This window comes from Dokdonella aquatica (assembly GCF_051987395.1).
Lineage (GTDB): Bacteria > Pseudomonadota > Gammaproteobacteria > Xanthomonadales > Rhodanobacteraceae > Dokdonella.
The window spans coordinates 2,262,553-2,279,567 of the sequence record NZ_CP197094.1 but is presented as its reverse complement, the minus strand read 5'-3'; the positions used below and the strand labels follow the sequence as shown (position 1 = coordinate 2,279,567).

16 protein-coding genes are annotated in these 17,015 nt (G+C 69.4%); 12 read left to right on the top strand and 4 right to left on the bottom strand.

Annotated elements, in window-relative coordinates:
* Window positions 1-25: 25 nt before the first annotated feature.
* Window positions 26-1,132 (bottom strand): 4-hydroxyphenylpyruvate dioxygenase, encoded by a 1,107-nt coding sequence (hppD, locus tag ACQQ2N_RS10000; protein ID WP_440225569.1) that lies wholly within the window; start codon window positions 1,130-1,132, stop codon window positions 26-28.
* Window positions 1,133-1,216: 84 nt separating this feature from the next.
* On the opposite strand from hppD, the gene ACQQ2N_RS09995 reads away from it, so the two are divergent.
* The gene (locus tag ACQQ2N_RS09995) at window positions 1,217-1,672 is read left to right on the top strand and encodes a MarR family winged helix-turn-helix transcriptional regulator (RefSeq protein ID WP_440225568.1); all 456 of its coding nucleotides are present in this window, start codon (window positions 1,217-1,219) and stop codon (window positions 1,670-1,672) included.
* A 127-nt stretch (window positions 1,673-1,799) separates the two neighbouring features.
* Here ACQQ2N_RS09995 and ACQQ2N_RS09990 read toward each other — a convergent pair whose 3' ends face one another.
* The 3 genes from ACQQ2N_RS09990 to ACQQ2N_RS09980 all read right to left on the bottom strand — a co-directional run bounded on the left by ACQQ2N_RS09990 (window position 1,800) and on the right by ACQQ2N_RS09980 (window position 5,678).
* Entirely contained in the window at window positions 1,800-3,104 is a 1,305-nt protein-coding gene (locus ACQQ2N_RS09990) for an MFS transporter (RefSeq protein ID WP_440225567.1), read from the bottom strand.
* Window positions 3,105-3,205: 101 nt separating this feature from the next.
* Window positions 3,206-4,714 carry a peptide MFS transporter gene (locus tag ACQQ2N_RS09985; protein WP_440225566.1) on the bottom strand — a complete coding sequence of 503 codons (1,509 nt, stop codon included), beginning with the start codon at window positions 4,712-4,714 and terminating at the stop codon, window positions 3,206-3,208.
* 91 nt (window positions 4,715-4,805) lie between these two features.
* Window positions 4,806-5,678, bottom strand: coding sequence for a tryptophan 2,3-dioxygenase (locus tag ACQQ2N_RS09980; protein ID WP_440225565.1), 873 nt, complete (start codon window positions 5,676-5,678; stop codon window positions 4,806-4,808).
* Between the two features lie 381 nt (window positions 5,679-6,059).
* On the opposite strand from ACQQ2N_RS09980, the gene pdhA reads away from it, so the two are divergent.
* The 11 genes from pdhA (at window position 6,060) to ACQQ2N_RS09925 (ending at window position 17,012) form a co-directional block, all read left to right on the top strand.
* The gene (pdhA, locus tag ACQQ2N_RS09975; protein ID WP_440225564.1) at window positions 6,060-7,136 is read left to right on the top strand and encodes a pyruvate dehydrogenase (acetyl-transferring) E1 component subunit alpha; all 1,077 of its coding nucleotides are present in this window, start codon (window positions 6,060-6,062) and stop codon (window positions 7,134-7,136) included.
* A gap of 35 nt (window positions 7,137-7,171) precedes the next feature.
* Window positions 7,172-8,152, top strand: a complete 981-nt coding sequence (locus ACQQ2N_RS09970; RefSeq protein WP_440225563.1) for an alpha-ketoacid dehydrogenase subunit beta — start codon at window positions 7,172-7,174, stop codon at window positions 8,150-8,152.
* An 18-nt stretch (window positions 8,153-8,170) separates the two neighbouring features.
* The gene (locus tag ACQQ2N_RS09965; protein ID WP_440225562.1) at window positions 8,171-9,595 is read left to right on the top strand and encodes a dihydrolipoamide acetyltransferase family protein; all 1,425 of its coding nucleotides are present in this window, start codon (window positions 8,171-8,173) and stop codon (window positions 9,593-9,595) included.
* A gap of 154 nt (window positions 9,596-9,749) precedes the next feature.
* Window positions 9,750-10,292 carry a hypothetical protein gene (locus tag ACQQ2N_RS09960; RefSeq protein WP_440225561.1) on the top strand — a complete coding sequence of 181 codons (543 nt, stop codon included), beginning with the start codon at window positions 9,750-9,752 and terminating at the stop codon, window positions 10,290-10,292.
* A gap of 145 nt (window positions 10,293-10,437) precedes the next feature.
* Window positions 10,438-11,133: a hypothetical protein gene (locus tag ACQQ2N_RS09955; protein WP_440225560.1), complete on the top strand. Its 696-nt coding sequence runs from the start codon at window positions 10,438-10,440 to the stop codon at window positions 11,131-11,133.
* 28 nt (window positions 11,134-11,161) lie between these two features.
* Window positions 11,162-12,874 carry an OmpA family protein gene (locus tag ACQQ2N_RS09950; protein WP_440225559.1) on the top strand — a complete coding sequence of 571 codons (1,713 nt, stop codon included), beginning with the start codon at window positions 11,162-11,164 and terminating at the stop codon, window positions 12,872-12,874.
* A 7-nt stretch (window positions 12,875-12,881) separates the two neighbouring features.
* Window positions 12,882-13,694, top strand: coding sequence for an ABC transporter permease (locus ACQQ2N_RS09945; RefSeq protein WP_440225558.1), 813 nt, complete (start codon window positions 12,882-12,884; stop codon window positions 13,692-13,694).
* Window positions 13,691-14,533: an ABC transporter ATP-binding protein gene (locus tag ACQQ2N_RS09940; protein WP_440225557.1), complete on the top strand. Its 843-nt coding sequence runs from the start codon at window positions 13,691-13,693 to the stop codon at window positions 14,531-14,533. The genes ACQQ2N_RS09945 and ACQQ2N_RS09940 overlap by 4 nt, the downstream gene beginning before the upstream one ends.
* Before the next feature lie 13 nt (window positions 14,534-14,546).
* Entirely contained in the window at window positions 14,547-15,392 is an 846-nt protein-coding gene (locus tag ACQQ2N_RS09935; protein WP_440225556.1) for a hypothetical protein, read from the top strand.
* 10 nt (window positions 15,393-15,402) lie between these two features.
* Window positions 15,403-16,266, top strand: a complete 864-nt coding sequence (locus ACQQ2N_RS09930) for a hypothetical protein (RefSeq protein ID WP_440225555.1) — start codon at window positions 15,403-15,405, stop codon at window positions 16,264-16,266.
* 35 nt (window positions 16,267-16,301) lie between these two features.
* A complete protein-coding gene (locus tag ACQQ2N_RS09925; RefSeq protein ID WP_440225554.1) occupies window positions 16,302-17,012 on the top strand; it encodes a PspA/IM30 family protein in 711 nt (236 codons plus the stop codon).
* Window positions 17,013-17,015 lie beyond the last annotated feature (3 nt).

The following is a 17,015-nucleotide window of genomic DNA, read 5'->3' as shown; positions in this document are numbered from 1 at the left end:
GATACCCGAGGTTGCCTCGCGCGGGTCAGAGCACGCCGCGGCGCATCTGGTCGCGCTCGATGCTCTCGAACAGCGCCTGGAAGTTGCCCTCGCCGAAGCCTTCGTTGCCCTTGCGCTGGATGATCTCGAAGAAGATCGGGCCGAGCGCGTTCTGGGTGAAGATCTGCAGCAGCTTGCGCTGCTTGGTCTCGGGGTCGGCGTCGATGAGGATCTTGTTGCGGGTCAGGCGCGCGACGTCCTCGTTGTGGTCCGGGATGCGCGCGTCGATGACCTCGAAGTAGCTGTCCGGCGTGTCGAGGAAGTCGACGCCGGCCTCGCGCATCTTCTCGACGGTCACGTAGATGTCGTCGGTGAAGCAGGCGATGTGCTGGATGCCCTCGCCCTTGTAGGCGTCCAGGTACTCGTTGATCTGGCTCTTCGGGTCGCTCGACTCGTTGAGCGGGATGCGCACCATGCCGTCCGGCGCGGTCATCGCCTTCGACAGCAGGCCGGTCTTGGCACCCTTGATGTCGAAGTAGCGGATCTCGCGGAAATTGAACAGGCGCTCGTAGTAGTCGGCCCACTTGGCCATGTTGCCGTGGTAGAGGTTGTGGGTCAGGTGGTCGATGAAGGTGAGCCCGAAACCCTTCGGCATGAGATCGACGCCGGGCAGGTACTCGTAGTCGGGGTCGTGGATCGTACCCTGCTGGTCGTAGCGGTCGACGATGTAGAGCATGCAGCCGCCGATGCCCTTGATCACGGGCGCCGCGGCCGCCTTGCTCAGCTCGTCGCGCTGGTCGAACGATTCCGCGCCGTTGCGCAGCGCCTGCACGCGCGCCCACTCCGCGAGCTTGTTGACGCGGATCGCGAAACCGCACGCGCTCGGGCCGTGCTCGGCCGCGAAGCGCGCCGCGAACGAGTCCGGATCCTCGTTGATCAGGAACGTGCAGTCACCTTGCCGGTACGTGCTGATCGGGCGCGTCTTGTGGCGCGCGACCTGGACGAAGCCGAGCTTGCGGAAATAGTCGTGCAGGTGGTGCGCCTGGCCCTGCGGCGCGGCGAACTCGACGAACTCGAAACCGTCGATACCCATCGGGTTGTCGAACGTCGTAACCTGCATGCCGGCATGCGGGTTCTCGGGCTGGGCGTTCATGGCGACTCCTGGCAGGGGCCGCGGATTCGCGGCATGCGTGCTTTATAGTTACAATTGAAACCAGCCGCAAGGGGAACCTGCCCGATGTCGGGTCGCGCACTGCTCGAGCTCGAAACCTTCCTGCCGTACCGGCTGAGCGTGCTGTCGAACACGCTGAGCCAGGCGATCGCGCGCGTCTACGAGAAACGCTTCGGCCTCTCGATCACCGAATGGCGCACGATGGCCGTGCTCGGCCACCGCGCCGACCTGTCGGGCCGCGAGGTCGCCGAGCGCACGGCGATGGACAAGGTCGCGGTGAGCCGCGCGCTCGCGCGCCTGCTCGAGAAGGGCCTCATCGAGCGCGGCACCGCCGCGAACGACAAGCGCCGCTCGGTGCTGCGCCTCTCGGAAAAAGGCTGGGAAATCTACGACCAGGTGGCGCCGCTCGCGCTCGAGCACGAGCAGCGCCTGCTCTCGCACCTGAGCACCGACGAGCGCGAGTGGCTCGCGCGCATCCTCGACACGCTCTGGAACGCCGAACTCGTCGAATCGCGGCGCTGACTGCGGGCGCGGGCAGCGGCGCATCCTCGGGTGTCACGTCCTTCCCGCGAAGGCGGAATTCCTGCGTCTTTACGCTATCCCCGGTACCTGCCGGTCATGACGCGATCGAGCTCCCGCGTGCCGTCGCTCAGCGCGTGATGACCGCGCTGCCGCGCTCGAGCCGCCACAACCGCCACGCGAAGAACAACCCGAGCGCGACGAGCGCCGTGTAGAACCACATGCCGCCCGCATAGCCGGCCGGGTTCTCGGGACCGGCACCGGCGCGGTCGTTGAGCAGGCCGACCACGGCCGGCACCGCGGCCCAGCCGATCTGCTGGACGAACGTCATGAGCGCATACGCCGAGCCGAGGCGCTTCTCGTCGACGAGCGTCGCGACCGCCGGCCACAGCACGGCCGGGATCAGCGAGAACACCGCACCGAGCAGCACCGCGACGACGAGCAGCGTGAGCGGGATCGCAGGGCCGCCGAACGGCATCGGCACGGGCGCGCCCGGCGGCAGGTAGGTCACCGCGAGGAACAGCGGCAGCATGATCGCGGTGCCGACCAGCATGAACAGGCCGCGGTGGCCGACGCGATCGGCCCACAGTCCGAACAGCGGCGTGAGCACGATCGCCGACATCGGCAGCAGGCTGCTGAGCATGCCCGCGGTGCCGCGATCGAGGCCGTGGGCCTGCTGGAAGTAGTCGATCGCGAACGTGCGGAACGGGAAGATCGTCGCGTAGAACACCACGCACAGCGCGACGATGTACCAGTACGCGCGGCCGAACACGTAGAGGCGGCGCAGTTCGAGGCGATCGCCAGGCGCTTCGGCGGCCGGCACGCCCTGCCCTTGCGCACGCCGCTCGAGCATCGCGTAGAGCACCGCCGCGGCGAGTCCCGCGGCGGCGACGCCGGTCGCGAGCCACAGCGGGTCCTGCCAGTTCGCGTACAGCGGCTCGGCGAACGAGGTCGACCAGTCGGTCGAGGCCGAACCGAGCCGCGACACCGACAGGTTGAGGCCGAACGCGAAGCCGAGCTCGCGCCCGCTGAACCACTTCGCGAGCACGGTCGTCGCGGCGACGATGAGCGGTTCGGCGCCGATGCCGAGCAGGAAGCGCCCGGCGAGGATGGTCTCGTAGTGCGAGGTGGCCGCAGTCAGCGCCGCGGCGGCGACGCAGATCGCCGCGAACACGGGGATCGCGAGGCGCGTGCCCCAGCGGTCGATGACGTAGCCGCCGGCGAGCAGCACGAGCAGCGCGGCGATGTTGTACGCGGTCGACAGCACGCCGATCTGGCCATAGGTGAATCCGTTCTGCTCGCGCAGCAGGTCGACGACCGGATTGAGCGCGTCGTAGGCGTAGTAGTTGCCGAACATCGCGAGGCTGACCAGCAGCAGCACGATCCAGCGCTGCGCCGTGGTCGGCATCGGGGAGGGCACGGTCGTGGCGGTCATCGTTCGAACTCCCGCGTGGCGGCGACGCGCGCGGCCCCGCAAACGACGACGGCGGCCCGGAGGCCGCCGTCGCGTGGATCACATCGCGTGCATCGCCGGCGTCACTTCACGCCGTGCATGAGCTTCTGGATCAGCGGCGCGATCAGGAACAGCAGCACGCCCGGAATCACGAGGGCCCAGAAGCCGAACGTGTAGCCGCTGAGCGCGGACTGCACGTTCATGCCGGCTTCGCCGCTGACGTGGCTCGCGAAGATGCCCGACAGGTTGTTGCCGATCGCCGTCGAGAGGAACCAGCCGCCCATGCCGAAGCCGACGAGGCGCACCGGCGCGAGCTTGGTCACCATCGACAAGCCGATCGGCGACAGGCAGAGCTCGCCGACGGACTGGATCACGTAGACCATGAAGAGCGTCCAGAACGGGATCTTGAGCGTCTGCGGATCGACCAGGCTCGACAGCGCGAACATCAGCAGCAGGAACGCGAGACCGTTGAAGATCAGGCCGAGACCGAACTTGCGCGGGATCGACGGATTCGCGCTGCCCATCTTGACCCACAGCCAGGCGAGCACCGGCGCGAGCGTGATGATCGCGAGCGAGTTGACCGACTGGAACCAGCCGACCGGGAAGATCCAGCCGCTGAAATCGCGGTCGACGATGTTCTGCGCGAGGAAGTTGAACGAGCTTCCGGCCTGCTCGAAGAAGCACCAGAACAGCACGTTGAACACGAAGATGATCAGCATGGCGACGGCCATGTCACGCCGGATCGCGCCGTCCTTGAAGCCTTCCTTGAGGATCAGCACGCACAGGCCGACGAACAGTGCCGAGAGGATCCATTGCAGCGCACCGGCGCCGATCGAGAGCAGGAAATAGAAGACCGGAATCGCGACGATCGCGCAGACACCCGTCACGAGAACACGCCCCGTACCTTCGGCGCCCGGGAGCGGCTGGCCGATGCCACGCAGCTGCGCGCGGCCGAACCAGAACCAGACGAGGCTGATCAGCATGCCGATGCCGGAGGCGAGGAAGACCACCTTGTACGCGGGCATTTCGGGCGAACCGCCCATGATGCGCTCGGCGAGGATGCCGGTGAGCCATGGCGCGATCATCGCACCGAGGTTGATGCCCATGTAGAACAGCGTGAAGCCCGAATCCCGCCGCCCGTCACCCGGTGCGTACAACTTGCCGACCATCGTCGAGATGTTCGGTTTGAACAAGCCATTGCCGACGATGACGGTCGCCAGGCCGAGTTTGAACAGTTCCTCGTTCGGAACCATGATGAGGAACAGTCCCGCGGCCATGATCACGGCACCGAGCAGGATCGAGCGCTGGTAGCCGATGACGCGATCGGCCACGTAGCCGCCAAAGAGCGCCGCAGCGTAGACCAGCGCGAGGTAGGCGCCATAGAGCCGGCTGGCCGGTGCCTCACCGCCGGCTTCGCCGGCGTAGAACTGGGCCACGATGTAAAGCGCGAGCGCCCAGCGCATGCCGTAGAACGCGAAGCGCTCCCAGAACTCGGTCATGAACAGCATCCACAACGGACGCGGATGGCCCATGACGGTCGAAAAATCGGGCACGGGTGGTACGTCCGGCGAAGGAATCGGCTTGCCGCTCATGCGGTGCTCCCCTGGTGGCAGTGGCTAACCGGCCGAGGATCACCGACTTGTCACGGGGGCGTCAACGCCCGGACGCCGTGGCGTGGGCCGTTCAGGGCGGCGTCGTGGGCACCGCCATGCCGCTGCCGATCACCGTGCGCACCTCGAACAGCTCGGGGAAGAACGTCAGGTCCAGCGCCTTGCGAAGGAAGCCGACGCCCGACGATCCGCCCGTGCCGCGGCGGAAGCCGATGATGCGCTCGACCGTCTTCATGTGGCGGAAGCGCCAGAGCTGGAAGCTCTCCTCGATGTCGACGAGCTTCTCGCAGAGGTTGTACGCGGCCCAGCACTCGTCGGCGTGCTCGTAGATGTGCTTGAACACGTTGACGAGCTGCGCGTCGCGCCGGTACGGCTGGGTCCAGTCGCGCTCCACCGACGTCGCCGGCACCGCGTGGCCGAGCCGCGCGAGGTGGCGCAGGAACTCGTCGTAGAGGCTCGGCGATTCGAGCGCGACGCGCAGTTCGGCCTGGATCGGCAGGTCGTGGGCGAACACCGCGAGCATGTCGGCGTTCTTGTTGCCGAGCAGGAACTCGATCATGCGGTACTGGTAGGACTGGAAGCCCGAGGCCGGGCCGAGCACGTCACGGAACTCGAGGTACTCGCTCGGCGTGAGCGTCTCGAGCACGGCCCACTGCTCGAACAGCTGGCGCTGGATCTGCTTGACCCGCGCGAGGATCTTGAGCGTCGTGTCGACCTCGTCGCGCGAAAGGTTGGCCAGCGCCGCGCGCAGTTCATGGATGACGAGCTTCATCCACAGCTCCGAGACGTGGTGCTGGGTGATGAACAGCATCTCGTCGTGGTGCGGCGGATCGCTGAGCGGCTTCTGCGCCGACAGCAGCGTGTCGAGCTGCAGGTAGCCCGAGTATGTCAGGCGGTCGCGGAGGTCGATCTCGACCCCCTGCTCGATGTCGCGGCGGTTGTCCATGCAGGGCGAGGACCGTTCGGGGGACCGCGCACGCTACCCGAGCAGCCACGCGATCGCCACTGCCACGCGCCCCGATGGCCAGGCGCGCGCCGGACGGGAACCTCGTCTGGGCCACATCCCGCGGGTCGGCGGCAGGCCTCGCCTTGCTGCGCCGATCCTTGCGCCGGACGGTTTCACTTGTTATCTATCGCGGACCGTCGTGGCGCAGGGCCACGCTCGGCGCAGCCCCGCGCCCCGGCACTGGATCCGGACTCCGCGCGCCGCCTTCGCGCCGTTCCCAGCATTCCGCCCCGCGCGGCGGAGCGTCGCGACGGGCACACCCCAGGCCATGACGATGGCCGGCACGCTCCCTTGACGACGCGTGCACCCCGGAGACCCGCCGTGCCGACAGCCGCCACGTTCGAAATCGACTACATCCAGTTCCTCGACGCCGAGGGACAGCTCGTCCGCAACGATCTGCCCGCGTTCGCGCGCGACACCAAGCAGCTCGTCAAGCTCTACCAGGAAATGGTCATGGCGCGCGTGTTCGACGCCAAGGCCATCGCGCTGCAACGTACCGGCAAGCTCGGCACGTACGCGCCCTGCCTCGGCCACGAGGCCACCTACCTCGCCATCGGCAGCGCGATGCAGGCCGACGACGTGCTCGCCGTGAGCTACCGCGAGTACGGCGCGCAGTTCCACCGCGGCGTGAAACCGCGCGAGCTGCTCATGTACTGGGGCGGCGACGAGCGCGGCAACGACTTCTCGGGACCGGCGCACGACTTCGCCTGGTGCGTGCCGATCGGCACGCAATGCCTCCACGCAGCCGGCTCGGCGCTCGCGTTCAAGATCCGCAAGGAGGCGCGCGTCGCGGTCTGCACGATCGGCGACGGCGGCTCCTCGAAGGCCGACTTCAACAGCGCGCTCAACGTGGCCGGCGCGATGACGCTGCCGCTGGTCTCGATCATCGTCAACAACCAGTGGGCGATCTCGGTGCCGCGCGGTGCGCAGACCGGCGCGAAGACGCTCGCGCAGAAGGGCATCGCCGCGGGCCTGGAATGCGTGCAGGTCGACGGCAACGACTTCATCGCGATGCGCCACGTGCTCGACCACGCGATCAAGCGCGCGCGCCACGGCCACGGCGGCATGTGCATCGAGGCGGTCACCTACCGCCTGTCCGACCACACCACCGCCGACGACGCGCGCCGCTACCGCCCCGAGCAGGAGGTCAAGGACGCGTGGCAGCGCGAGCCGCTGCGCCGCATGAAGGCCTACCTGCAGTCGCTCAATGCGTGGAGCGAGGAGGAAGAGACCGCGTGGAAGGAGACGTGCACGAAGTACGTCGACGCCGAGGTCAACGCCTATCTCGAGACGCGCGCGCAGCCGGTCGAGGCGATGTTCGACTACACCTACGCGGACCTGCCGCCCGACCTCGTCGCCCAGCGCGCCGAAGCCGTCGCCCGCGAAAAGCGCGCCTGACGCGCCGCTCCTCCGCCCTCATTCCCGGAATTCCCATGGCCCAGATCACCCTCATCGAAGCCGTCACCCAGGCCCTCGCCTGGGAAATGAAACACGATCCGAGCGTCGTCGTGCTCGGCGAGGACGTCGGCGTCAACGGCGGCGTGTTCCGCGCGACGCTCGGCCTCATCGACACGTTCGGCGCCGATCGCGTCATCGACACGCCGCTCGATGAAACCACCATCGCCGGCCTCACCGTCGGCCTCGCCGCGCAAGGCATGAAGCCGGTCGCCGAGGCGCAGTTCGAAGGCTTCATCTACGCGATGCTCGAGCAGATCATCTGCCACGCCGCGCGCCTACGTAACCGCACGCGCGGCCGCATGACGGTGCCGGCCGTGTGGCGCGCACCGTGGGGCGGCGGCATCCGCGCCCCCGAGCACCACTCCGAGGCCAACGAGGCGCTGTTCACCAACGTGCCGGGCCTGCGCGTCGTGCTGCCGTCGTCGCCCGCGCGCGCCTACGGCCTGCTGCTGGCCTCGATCCGCGATCCCGATCCGGTGATCTTCTTCGAGCCCAAGCGCATCTACCGCCAGTACAAGGAAGAAGTGCCCGACGACGGCGAGGCCCTGCCGCTCGACGTGTGCTTCGTGCTGCGCGACGGCAGCGACGTCACGCTGGTGACCTGGGGCGCCCAGGTCAAGGAGACGCTCGAGGCCGCCGACGCGCTCGCCGCCGAAGGCATCAGCGCCGAGGTCATCGACGTCGCCACGCTCAAGCCGCTGGATTTCGACACGATCCACGAATCGGTGCGCAAGACCGGCCGCTGCGTGATCGTGCACGAGGCACCGCGCACCGCGGGCTTCGGCGCCGAGATCGCCGCGCGCCTCGCCGAGCACGCGATGTACGACCTCGTCGCGCCGGTCGAGCGCGTGACCGGCTACGACACGCACATCCCGCTGTTCCGTCTCGAGATGAAGTACCTGCCCGCGGTGTCGACGATCGTCGAGGCCGCCAAACGCACGCTCGCGGCGAGCTGAGCACAGGACCGAACGACCATGAGCGAGACCAAGACCTTCCTCCTGCCCGACCTCGGCGAGGGCCTGCCCGACGCGACGATCGTCGAGTGGTTCGTCAAGCCCGGCGACGTGATCCGCCTCGACGAACCGCTCGTCTCGATGGAGACGGCCAAGGCCGTCGTCGAAGTGCCTTCGCCGTTCTCGGGCACCGTCATGAAGCAGTACGGCGGCGCAGGCGACATCATCGTGACGGGCACGGCGCTCGTCGAGATCGCGCTCGATCCGAACCTGCCGCAGCGCGCCGACGCCGAGGACACCGGCCACCATCACGGCCCGACCCACGCTGCACCGGCCAAGCCTGCGACCGCGACGCCCACGCCGGCGGCGCCGGGCAAGGTCGTGGCCTCCGACGAAGGCGGCGAGATCCGCGCGGGCGGCGCCGCAGCGCGTCCCGACTCGGGCACCGTCGTCGGCGCGATGGAAGCGGGCGACCGCGTCCACGCCGAACAGGCCGCGAGCATCGGCGGCGTGCGTGCCGTGCCGGCCGTGCGCGCGCTCGCGAAGAAGCTCGGCGTCGACCTCGCCCGCGTCAACCCGACCGGCGACGGCGGCGTCGTCACGCTCAAGGACGTCAAGCAGGCCGCGGCCGACGGCAGCGCGCGCATCGGTGCCGCGGCACCTGCACCCGCGCGCGCGGCGGACGTTTCCACACCCGCACCCGCCGCGCGTGCACCGCAGGCGCCGGCACCGGTCGCCGAACCCGCGCGCACGCCGGTCTCGGCGTCGGGCCGACCGATGCGCACGGCACCGCCGACGCAGTCCGCGACGGGTCAGCCCGAACCGCTCAAGGGCGTACGCCGCAACATGGCGCGCGTCATGGCCGATGCACACGCGAAGGTCGTGCCGACCACGCTCTGCGACGATGCCGACATCCACGCCTGGGTGCCGGGCAACGACATCACCGTGCGCCTCGTGCGCGCGCTCGTGAAGGCGTGCAAGACCGTACCCGCGCTCAACGCATGGTTCGACGGCGACACGCTGACACGCACGCTGCACCCGCACGTCGACATCGGCATCGCGGTCGACACCGACGACGGCCTGTTCGTGCCCGCGCTGCGCAACGCCGACGTGCTCGACGCCGCAGGCCTGCGCCAGGCCATCAACCGCCTGCGCGACCAGGTCATCGACCGCAGCATCCCGGCCGACGAGCTCAAGGGCTACACGATCTCGCTGTCGAACTTCGGCGTGTTCGCGGGCCGCTATGCGACACCGGTCGTGGTGCCGCCGACCGTCGCGATCGTCGCCGCGGGCAAGGGCCGCCACCAGATGACGCCGGTCATGGGCGGTTTCGAGGCGCACAAGATCATCCCGCTGTCGCTCACCTTCGACCACCGCGCCGCGACCGGCGGCGAGGCTGCTCGCTTCCTCAAGGCGATGCTGGACGACCTCGCCAAGGCCACCTGAGCAGGCGGGACGGGGCGTTCAGCCACGCCAGGGAGCCGTTCCTCCCCGGCGTGGCAGGCTCCTCCGCTTCGGGAGTACGCTGCGCCCCGTCACGTCCGCCGGATGCGACGCAGCGTGCCGCCAGGGTGGCGGCCACCGGAAAAGGGAGTCCGCCATGTCCTTGCCGTCGAGGGTGTTCCAGCACGCGGCGCGCGCCGCACTCATCGTGTTCGCCCTGGCCTTCGCGCCACAGGTCGCCGCCGTCGACGATCCGGTCTCCGGCGCCCGCCTCGTGCTCACCCCGGATCCGCCACCGGCCGACCAGGCCTTCGACGCGATCCTCTACCGGCTCGGCAACTCCGCCTCGCTCGGTTTCTACAGCCCCACACCGGGCGCTCCGTCCATGCATCACGTGACGACCGACGGGATCGACGTCCTCTACGATCTCGGCTGCGGCTTCCTGTGCCCGCCCGGCCCCGACGTGGTGTACGCGTCGCCGCTGGTCCTGCCCGCGCTGTCGGCCGGTCCGCATCGCGTCCGCATCGTCACGACACTCGACGCCAACCCGACCGTGCTCGCCGAGTTCCCGATCGTCGTCGGCGGCGGTGCACCCACGGTCGCGACGCTGCCGGTCGGCGGCGGTGTCGCCGGCGCGCTGCTCGCCGCACTCGTGGCGATGGCGGCCGCGCTGCGCTTGCGCCGACGCGAACACGCCTGACCCGTGCAGCATCCTCCGTGACGGCGCGGCGACGCCGTCGCGGATCACCACGGATTGTCGACGCTGCGAGGGCCACGCCGCGCACGCACGCCACTCGTCACGCGAATCTTCTACACTCTCCGGCCGACGGTGCGGAGGGACGACGATGAGCAAGCTGCTGCGCGTGCTGGAGAAGGTGGGGCTCGTCGAAACCGACGATCCGCCGCGCCCGGTCTCCGCGCCGGTGGCCGAGCCCGTCACCGTCGCCGAGCCCGAGCCGGCGCCTGTTGCCGAATCCGAGCCTGTGCCCGAGATCGTCGCTCCGTCGGGCGGCATCGTCGAGCAGCGCGCGCTCGAGGAGATCTATGCCGAACAGAACGTGGCGGCCGTGCCGTTCTCGGCCGAGAAGCTGCTGCGCGTGCTCGACGGCCTCGCCGCGCTCGATCCCGCCGCGCGCAAGGCCGCCGTGCTCGCGCTCGATGCCGCCGACGACACCTGGGCGATCGAGGACGTGCTGCTCGACGCCGAACGCAAGACGCGCGCGCTCGACATGGCCAAGCGCCAGCTCGAGGCGCACGCACGCGACCAGCTGCAGCTCGCCCGCGAGGCGATCCAGGCGCGCGACCAGCGCCAGCAGGAGGCCGTCGCGCGCATCCGCCAGCAGATCGGCGACCTCGAGGCGCTGCTCGAGCGTGAAGTGACACGCTCGACCGAGGAGAAATCCGGTCTCGAGGCCGAGGCGCGTGCGACCAAGGACGCCTGCCAGCGCGAGAGCGCCCGCCTCGACGACGAACGTGGACGCCTCGCGCGCATCGCCGCGATCTTCGGAACCGGCACCGGCACGACGCCGGCGTCGCCCTGATCTTCCCTCTCGACTCACAGGAGCCGACATGGCCAAGCTGACCCCTCTCGCGAAGGGCCTCGTGACCCTCATCATCCTCGGCGGCACCGCCGCCGCGGCGTGGCACCTCGGCGTCAAGGACATGGTGCAGGGCAAGGGCACGGGTTCGTCGACGGCGACCAACACGCCGACGGCCCCGGCCGCGACGCCGGGCGCGCCTGCGCAGCCTTCGGCATCGACGATGCCCGCCGCCACGCCTGCGGCTTCGGCGCCGCGAGGCGGCGCGCTCGGCAGCGCCGGCAACCCGCTCAAGGTCAGCATCGTGAGCTTCCACGGCTACGCGCCGGCGCTGCTCGCCAACGGCAAGTCGCTCAAGACCGCGCCGGGCTCGATCTTCGAGCGCAACGGCGTGCACGTGGAGTTCGTGATCCAGGACGACATCCCGACGCTGACGACGATCTTCGAATCGAAGACCGCGCAGTGCGCATGGCGTACCTCGGACTTCTGGGCGCAGGAGCAGCCGAACCTGCGCAACTCGGGCCATGACGGCCGCGCGATCATGATCGTCGACAACACGCAGGGCGGCGACGCGATCATCGCGCGCGACCCGAAGATCCAGCGCGTCGAGGACCTCGGCGGCCGCAGCATCGCGCTGCTGCAATTCACGCCGTCGGACGGCATGACGATCGACGCGATCGAGAACTCGAGCATGACCGCGCGCGCCAAGAGCTCGGTGCGCTACGTCTACATCAACGCCGAGGAAGGCACCGCCGGCGTGCGCGCCGCGTTCAGTGCGGGCAACGTCGACGCCGCCGCGCTGTGGGATCCGGACCTCTCGCTCGCGCTCAAGTCGACGCCGGGTGCGCATGTCGTCTACTCGACCAAGACCGCGACCAACCTCATCTACGACGTCATCGTCTGCGACCAGCGCGCGCTCGCCGAACCGGCCAACGAGAAGGCCTTCCAGGGCTTCGTCGCGGGCTGGCTCGAGGGCGTCGACGCCGCGCGCAAGGCGCCGGACGAGGCGGTCGACGCGCTCGTGCGCACCGAGGAGTTCTTCACCCTGCTCGCCAAGGACCAGGGCCGCGACTTCGTGAAGGGCCTGTTCCAGAACCTCGTCTGGACCGGCCTGGAAGACAACGCGCGCATCCTCGGCCTGGTCGGCGGCACCAACCACTACGAGCGGGTGTACCGCCGCTTCGACGGCATCTACCGTCGCGCCGGCGCACTCGCCAATCCGAACAGCCCGGTCATCGCGCCGCAGGATTCGGTCGACACGCGCTTCGTGCGCAACCTGCTCGCCAAGAGCCAGGCCGCGCAGCAGGCAGCGGCCAAGCCCGAGTTCACCTTCAGCGAAGGCGAGCGCGAGCAGGCCGCGACGCGCGAGGCCAGCGTGACCAAGCCGGTCACGGTGAGCTTCTCGACCGGCTCGGCCGACCTCACCAAGCGCGCCCAGAAGACCCTCGACGACGAGATGGTGCCGTTCGTCGAGAACAACGGCTCGGCCTACTTCGAGATCTCGGGCAACACCGATTCGACCGGCTCGCGCGAGACCAACATGCGCCTGTCGCGCGCCCGCGCGCAGGCCGTCGTCGACTACCTCGTCTCGCAGTGGGAGTTCGAGCGCGCGCGCTTCCGCATCGTCGGCAACGGCCCCGACAAGCCGATCTGCGCGGAAGGCAACGCACAGGCCGAGGGTCTCTCGCTCGAGGACTGCCGCGCGCTCAACCGCACGACGCGCGCGGCCGTGCTGGCGCGCTGAGGCGACGATGAGCGACGCCTCCTCGACCTGGAACCCGTACGCGCCGCTGGCCGCGTCGACCGCGCGTGCACTCGGCGTCGGCGCCGTGCTCGCGGTACTCGTGCTGTGGGCCGTGCTGACCGGGTTCGACCTCGTCAGCCCGAACAAGCTGCCGTCGCCGTGGCAGGTCGCCAAGGCGTTCGCCTACCTCGTGTGGGACGGCGAGAACCAGCGCAGCCTGCTCTGGAACGCGACGATCTGGTCGCTGGGCCGCGTGTTCGCGGCCGGCGTCCTCGTCGTCGCGATCGGCATCCCGGTCGGCGTGCTCATGGGTGCGTCGACGCGCGTCAACGCCGCACTCTCGCCGCTGGTCGATCCGTTCCGCTCGGCACCGGTCGTCGCGCTGCTGCCGATCATGGTCATGTGGTTCGGCATCGGCGAGTGGATGAAGATCCTGTTCCTCTACGCCGGCGCGGTGGTGTACCTGATCCCGCTCGTGCGCGACGCCGTGCGCGCGGTACCGCAGGCCTACTGGATCAGCGCGCGCGACCTCGGCGCGACGCCATGGGAGTGCATCCGCCTCGCCGTGCTGCCGCTCGCGATGCCGCGCATCGCCGATGCGGTCATCGTCGCGGTGTCGGTGATGTGGACCTACATCACCGTGGCCGAGTACGTGAACGCGCGCGAAGGCCTCGGCCAGCTGATCCAGAACGCGCGTCGCTTCTCGGCGATGGACCAGGTCTTCGCCGGCATCATCGTCATCATCGCGTTCGCCCTCCTGAGCTACCACCTCATGCGCTGGATCAAGGGCCGCCTGTATCCGTGGGAGACCCGCGTATGACCGCCACCGACGCCACGCAGGTCAGCCTCGACCTGCGCGACATCGTCCAGGAATATCCGCAGCGCGACGGCACCGGCACGGTGCGCGTGATCGACGGCATCAGCCTGCACCTCGAGCGCCCCGGCATCGTCATGCTGCTGGGTCCGTCGGGCTGCGGCAAGTCGACCCTGCTGCACATGATGGGTGGCGTGCGCCCGATCGGCACGAAGACGCCGACGCAGGGCGAGGTGCTCATCGACGGCGTGCCCTGCCACGGCGCGCACGACGACGTCGTGATGGTGTTCCAGCGCTACGCGAACCGCCCCGACCTCAGCGTGCGCGAGAATGTCGCGTTCCCGTTCCGGCTGAAGTGCTGGCGCGAGCGCGTGCCGAAGGCCGAGGCCGAGCAGCGCATCGACGCGATGATCGACGCCGTCGGCCTCGGCGGCCACCGCAACCACCTGCCCTCGCAGCTGTCGGGCGGCCAGAACCAGCGCGTCGCGCTCGCGCGTGCGCTCGTGCTGCGTCCGCGCGTGCTGCTCATGGACGAACCGTTCGGCGCGCTCGACGCGCAGACGCGCGCCGAGATGCAGACGCTGCTCGTGCAGCTGTACGAGCAGAACCCCTGCCTCATCGTGTTCGTCACCCACGACGTCACCGAGGCGCTGACGCTCGGCGACCGCGTGCTCGTCATGTCGACCGCGCCGGCCAAGATCGCCGACGATTTCGCGATCCTCGAACCGCGCCCGCGCTCGTCGGCATGGCAGCGTTCGACCGAGGCCGTGCGCCTGGAAGAGCGCATCCTCGATCAGCTGCACGCCAAGAGTTCGCGGCGCGGCAGCGTGACGGTGTCGATCTGAGGGCCGCCTGCGCGTGAACACGCCCGCCGAACGCGACGACGACCCGCCGTCCTACCTGCGGGCGATGCTGACGAGTCCGCTCAACATCAACCTCGGCCTCGGCACGGTCGCGCTCGGCACCCTGCTCGCGATCCCGTTCGGCCTGCCCGGCATCGCGCTGCCGCTGCTCGCGTTTGGCGCGGGCGAGGCGATCGCGTCGATGTTCGTGCCGTCGTCGGCGACGTTCCGCAACCGCGTCGACCGCGCCCACCGCAAGAAGCGCAACGACCGCGCCGCGGCCCACCTGTTCGGCGAGATCGAGCGGCGCGTGGTCGCCGACCATCCGCGCTGGCGCACGTGGAAGCGCATGCGTGCGCGCGTCGACTCGCTGCGCGAGATGGGTCGCCACACGCGCAACTCGCTGACCGAGCGCGACATCGAGCGCGTCGAGGACAGCGGACTCGACTTCCTCGGCCTCTGGCTGGCCGAGCTGTCGATGGTCGAGCGCCTCAAGGCGGTCGACGAGAAGAGCCTCGAGAAGCGCATCGCCGAACTCGGCGCGCGCATCGACGCGGGCGCACCCGAGGCGCGCAGCCTGCGCAAGGCGCGCGCCGACCTCGAGGAACTGCTGCTGCGCCAGCGCCGCACCGCGAGCCGCCTCGTCGCCGTCGAGGCAGCACTGCTGTCGCTGCCCGACACGGTCGAGGAGATCTACCAGGCCGTCGTGTCGACGCCGGCCTCGGGTTCGGGCGGCACGCGCCTGCAGGAGGCGATCGACCGCCTGCGCCTGGAGGAGGAACTGGAGTCCTCGTACGGCAGCGAGGTCAGCGAACTTGTCCCGAAATCCGCATCCCGTATGCTTGCCGCGAATCGCCACTGAAGGACCGACGATGACGACGATCACGCGCGAGATGCTCGAGGGACTCTGCGACTTCGCCGCACACCAGGCCATGGTCGAGAACGCCGTGCGCCAGGCGCTCGCCGACCCTCGCCAGCGCGTGCGCTTCCTCGGCCGCTACGCGAGCTGGAACGGCTTCTTCGGCTCGGGCGTCGCGACGCTGGCCGGCAAGATCGGCCGTTCGCGCGGCCTGTTCCTCGATCCCGAGCAGCCGGTTCGTGCGCTCGCCGACCGCAGCGTCTATGTCGCGAGCTACTTCTTCGACGCCGCGCGCGACGAATTCGACGACCACGACACCGTGCACCGCGACACCCATCGCTGCCTCGCCCAGTCCACGCTCAAGGGCCTGGTCGACTACGAGGCTTCGCACGGCGCCGAGGGCATGGCCGACGCACGCGCGCTCAACACGCTGCTCGACGACCCGGCCTGGCTGACCGAGCTCAACGCCAAGGTCGCGCACGGATACGGTGCCGGCAGCGCCGACGAGCTCGCGCCGATCTTCTCGGCGATCGGCTACCACCTCGGCTCCGAGCTGCTCGCCGACGCCGAGTTCTCAATCATCGACGCCACGCTTCGCACCGAGGCGCCCGAGCTCGTCGAGCACCTGCTCACGACGACGGTCAACGTCGCCGGCCAGGACCACATCGCCTACTACTGGATCGCGATCCATTCGGGCCACGGCGGCGGTGCGGAAGCCGATCATTTCGAATGGGCGACGCAGGGCGCGCGCCTCGCGTTCCGCTTCGTCGCGCCGGCCCACCATGCCGCCCTGACCGGCCAGCTGCAGCAGGGCTTCGAGGCCTTCGCGCGCGACCACCGCCGCTTCTTCCAGCGCGTCAACGCGTCCGAGGACTGAGCGCGCCACCGCCACCGTTTTCCCAGGAGAGCTCCATGGCCAGCATCAATTTCTTCGCGCGACTCGGCAACCTCTGGAAGGGCTTCGTGTCGCTGTGGATCGCCGACGTCGAGAAGAACCATCCCGAGATCGCCTACGAGAACGCGATCAACAGCATGGTCAGCAAGTACACGCGCCTGAAGAGCGCCACCGCGGCGATCATCCGCCGCCGCGAGGACATCGACGCGCGCGTGGCCAGCGAGACGCGTGCGCTCGAGCAGGTCAACGCCGACCTCGAGACCGCGCTCGCCACCAACCAGGACGACCTCGCGCTGATCCTGCTGCAGAAGAAGTCGGCGGTCGAAGCCGAGCTCGCCGCGATCGGCGTCGAGGCCGAGCAGGCCAAGGTCGACGCCGACGACGCCAAGAGCGCGCTGCTCTCGGTCAAGACCGAGATCGGCAAGCTCAAGGCCGAGCGCGACCGCATGCTCGCCAAGATGCAGAGCGCGCAGGCGCGCATCCAGATCCAGTCGCAGCTCGACGGCCTCAGCGTCGAGGCCGACGTGCAGGCGCTCGACAAGGTGCGCGACCACATCAAGACGACGATCGCCGAAGCCAACCTCGGCAAGGAACTGCGCGATTCCGACCTCGACGTGCGCCTCGACAAGCTGCGCCAGAGCAGCGGCAGCGTCACCGCACGCGCGCAGCTCGACGAACTCAAGCGCCAGCGCGCCGCGCAGGCGCAGGCCGCCAACCGCCAGATGTGAGCA

Excerpts from the sequence above, each read along its gene's own strand:
- hppD (WP_440225569.1), bottom strand. The coding sequence starts at position 1,132 with ATGAACGCCCAGCCCGAGAACCCGCATGCCGGCATGCAGGTTACGACG.
- ACQQ2N_RS09995 (WP_440225568.1), top strand. The coding sequence starts at position 1,217 with ATGTCGGGTCGCGCACTGCTCGAGCTCGAAACCTTCCTGCCGTACCGG.
- ACQQ2N_RS09990 (WP_440225567.1), bottom strand. The coding sequence starts at position 3,104 with ATGACCGCCACGACCGTGCCCTCCCCGATGCCGACCACGGCGCAGCGC.
- ACQQ2N_RS09985 (WP_440225566.1), bottom strand. The coding sequence starts at position 4,714 with ATGAGCGGCAAGCCGATTCCTTCGCCGGACGTACCACCCGTGCCCGAT.
- ACQQ2N_RS09980 (WP_440225565.1), bottom strand. The coding sequence starts at position 5,678 with ATGGACAACCGCCGCGACATCGAGCAGGGGGTCGAGATCGACCTCCGC.
- ACQQ2N_RS09970 (WP_440225563.1), top strand. The coding sequence starts at position 7,172 with ATGGCCCAGATCACCCTCATCGAAGCCGTCACCCAGGCCCTCGCCTGG.
- ACQQ2N_RS09965 (WP_440225562.1), top strand. The coding sequence starts at position 8,171 with ATGAGCGAGACCAAGACCTTCCTCCTGCCCGACCTCGGCGAGGGCCTG.
- ACQQ2N_RS09960 (WP_440225561.1), top strand. The coding sequence starts at position 9,750 with ATGTCCTTGCCGTCGAGGGTGTTCCAGCACGCGGCGCGCGCCGCACTC.
- ACQQ2N_RS09955 (WP_440225560.1), top strand. The coding sequence starts at position 10,438 with ATGAGCAAGCTGCTGCGCGTGCTGGAGAAGGTGGGGCTCGTCGAAACC.
- ACQQ2N_RS09950 (WP_440225559.1), top strand. The coding sequence starts at position 11,162 with ATGGCCAAGCTGACCCCTCTCGCGAAGGGCCTCGTGACCCTCATCATC.
- ACQQ2N_RS09945 (WP_440225558.1), top strand. The coding sequence starts at position 12,882 with ATGAGCGACGCCTCCTCGACCTGGAACCCGTACGCGCCGCTGGCCGCG.
- ACQQ2N_RS09940 (WP_440225557.1), top strand. The coding sequence starts at position 13,691 with ATGACCGCCACCGACGCCACGCAGGTCAGCCTCGACCTGCGCGACATC.
- ACQQ2N_RS09930 (WP_440225555.1), top strand. The coding sequence starts at position 15,403 with ATGACGACGATCACGCGCGAGATGCTCGAGGGACTCTGCGACTTCGCC.
- ACQQ2N_RS09925 (WP_440225554.1), top strand. The coding sequence starts at position 16,302 with ATGGCCAGCATCAATTTCTTCGCGCGACTCGGCAACCTCTGGAAGGGC.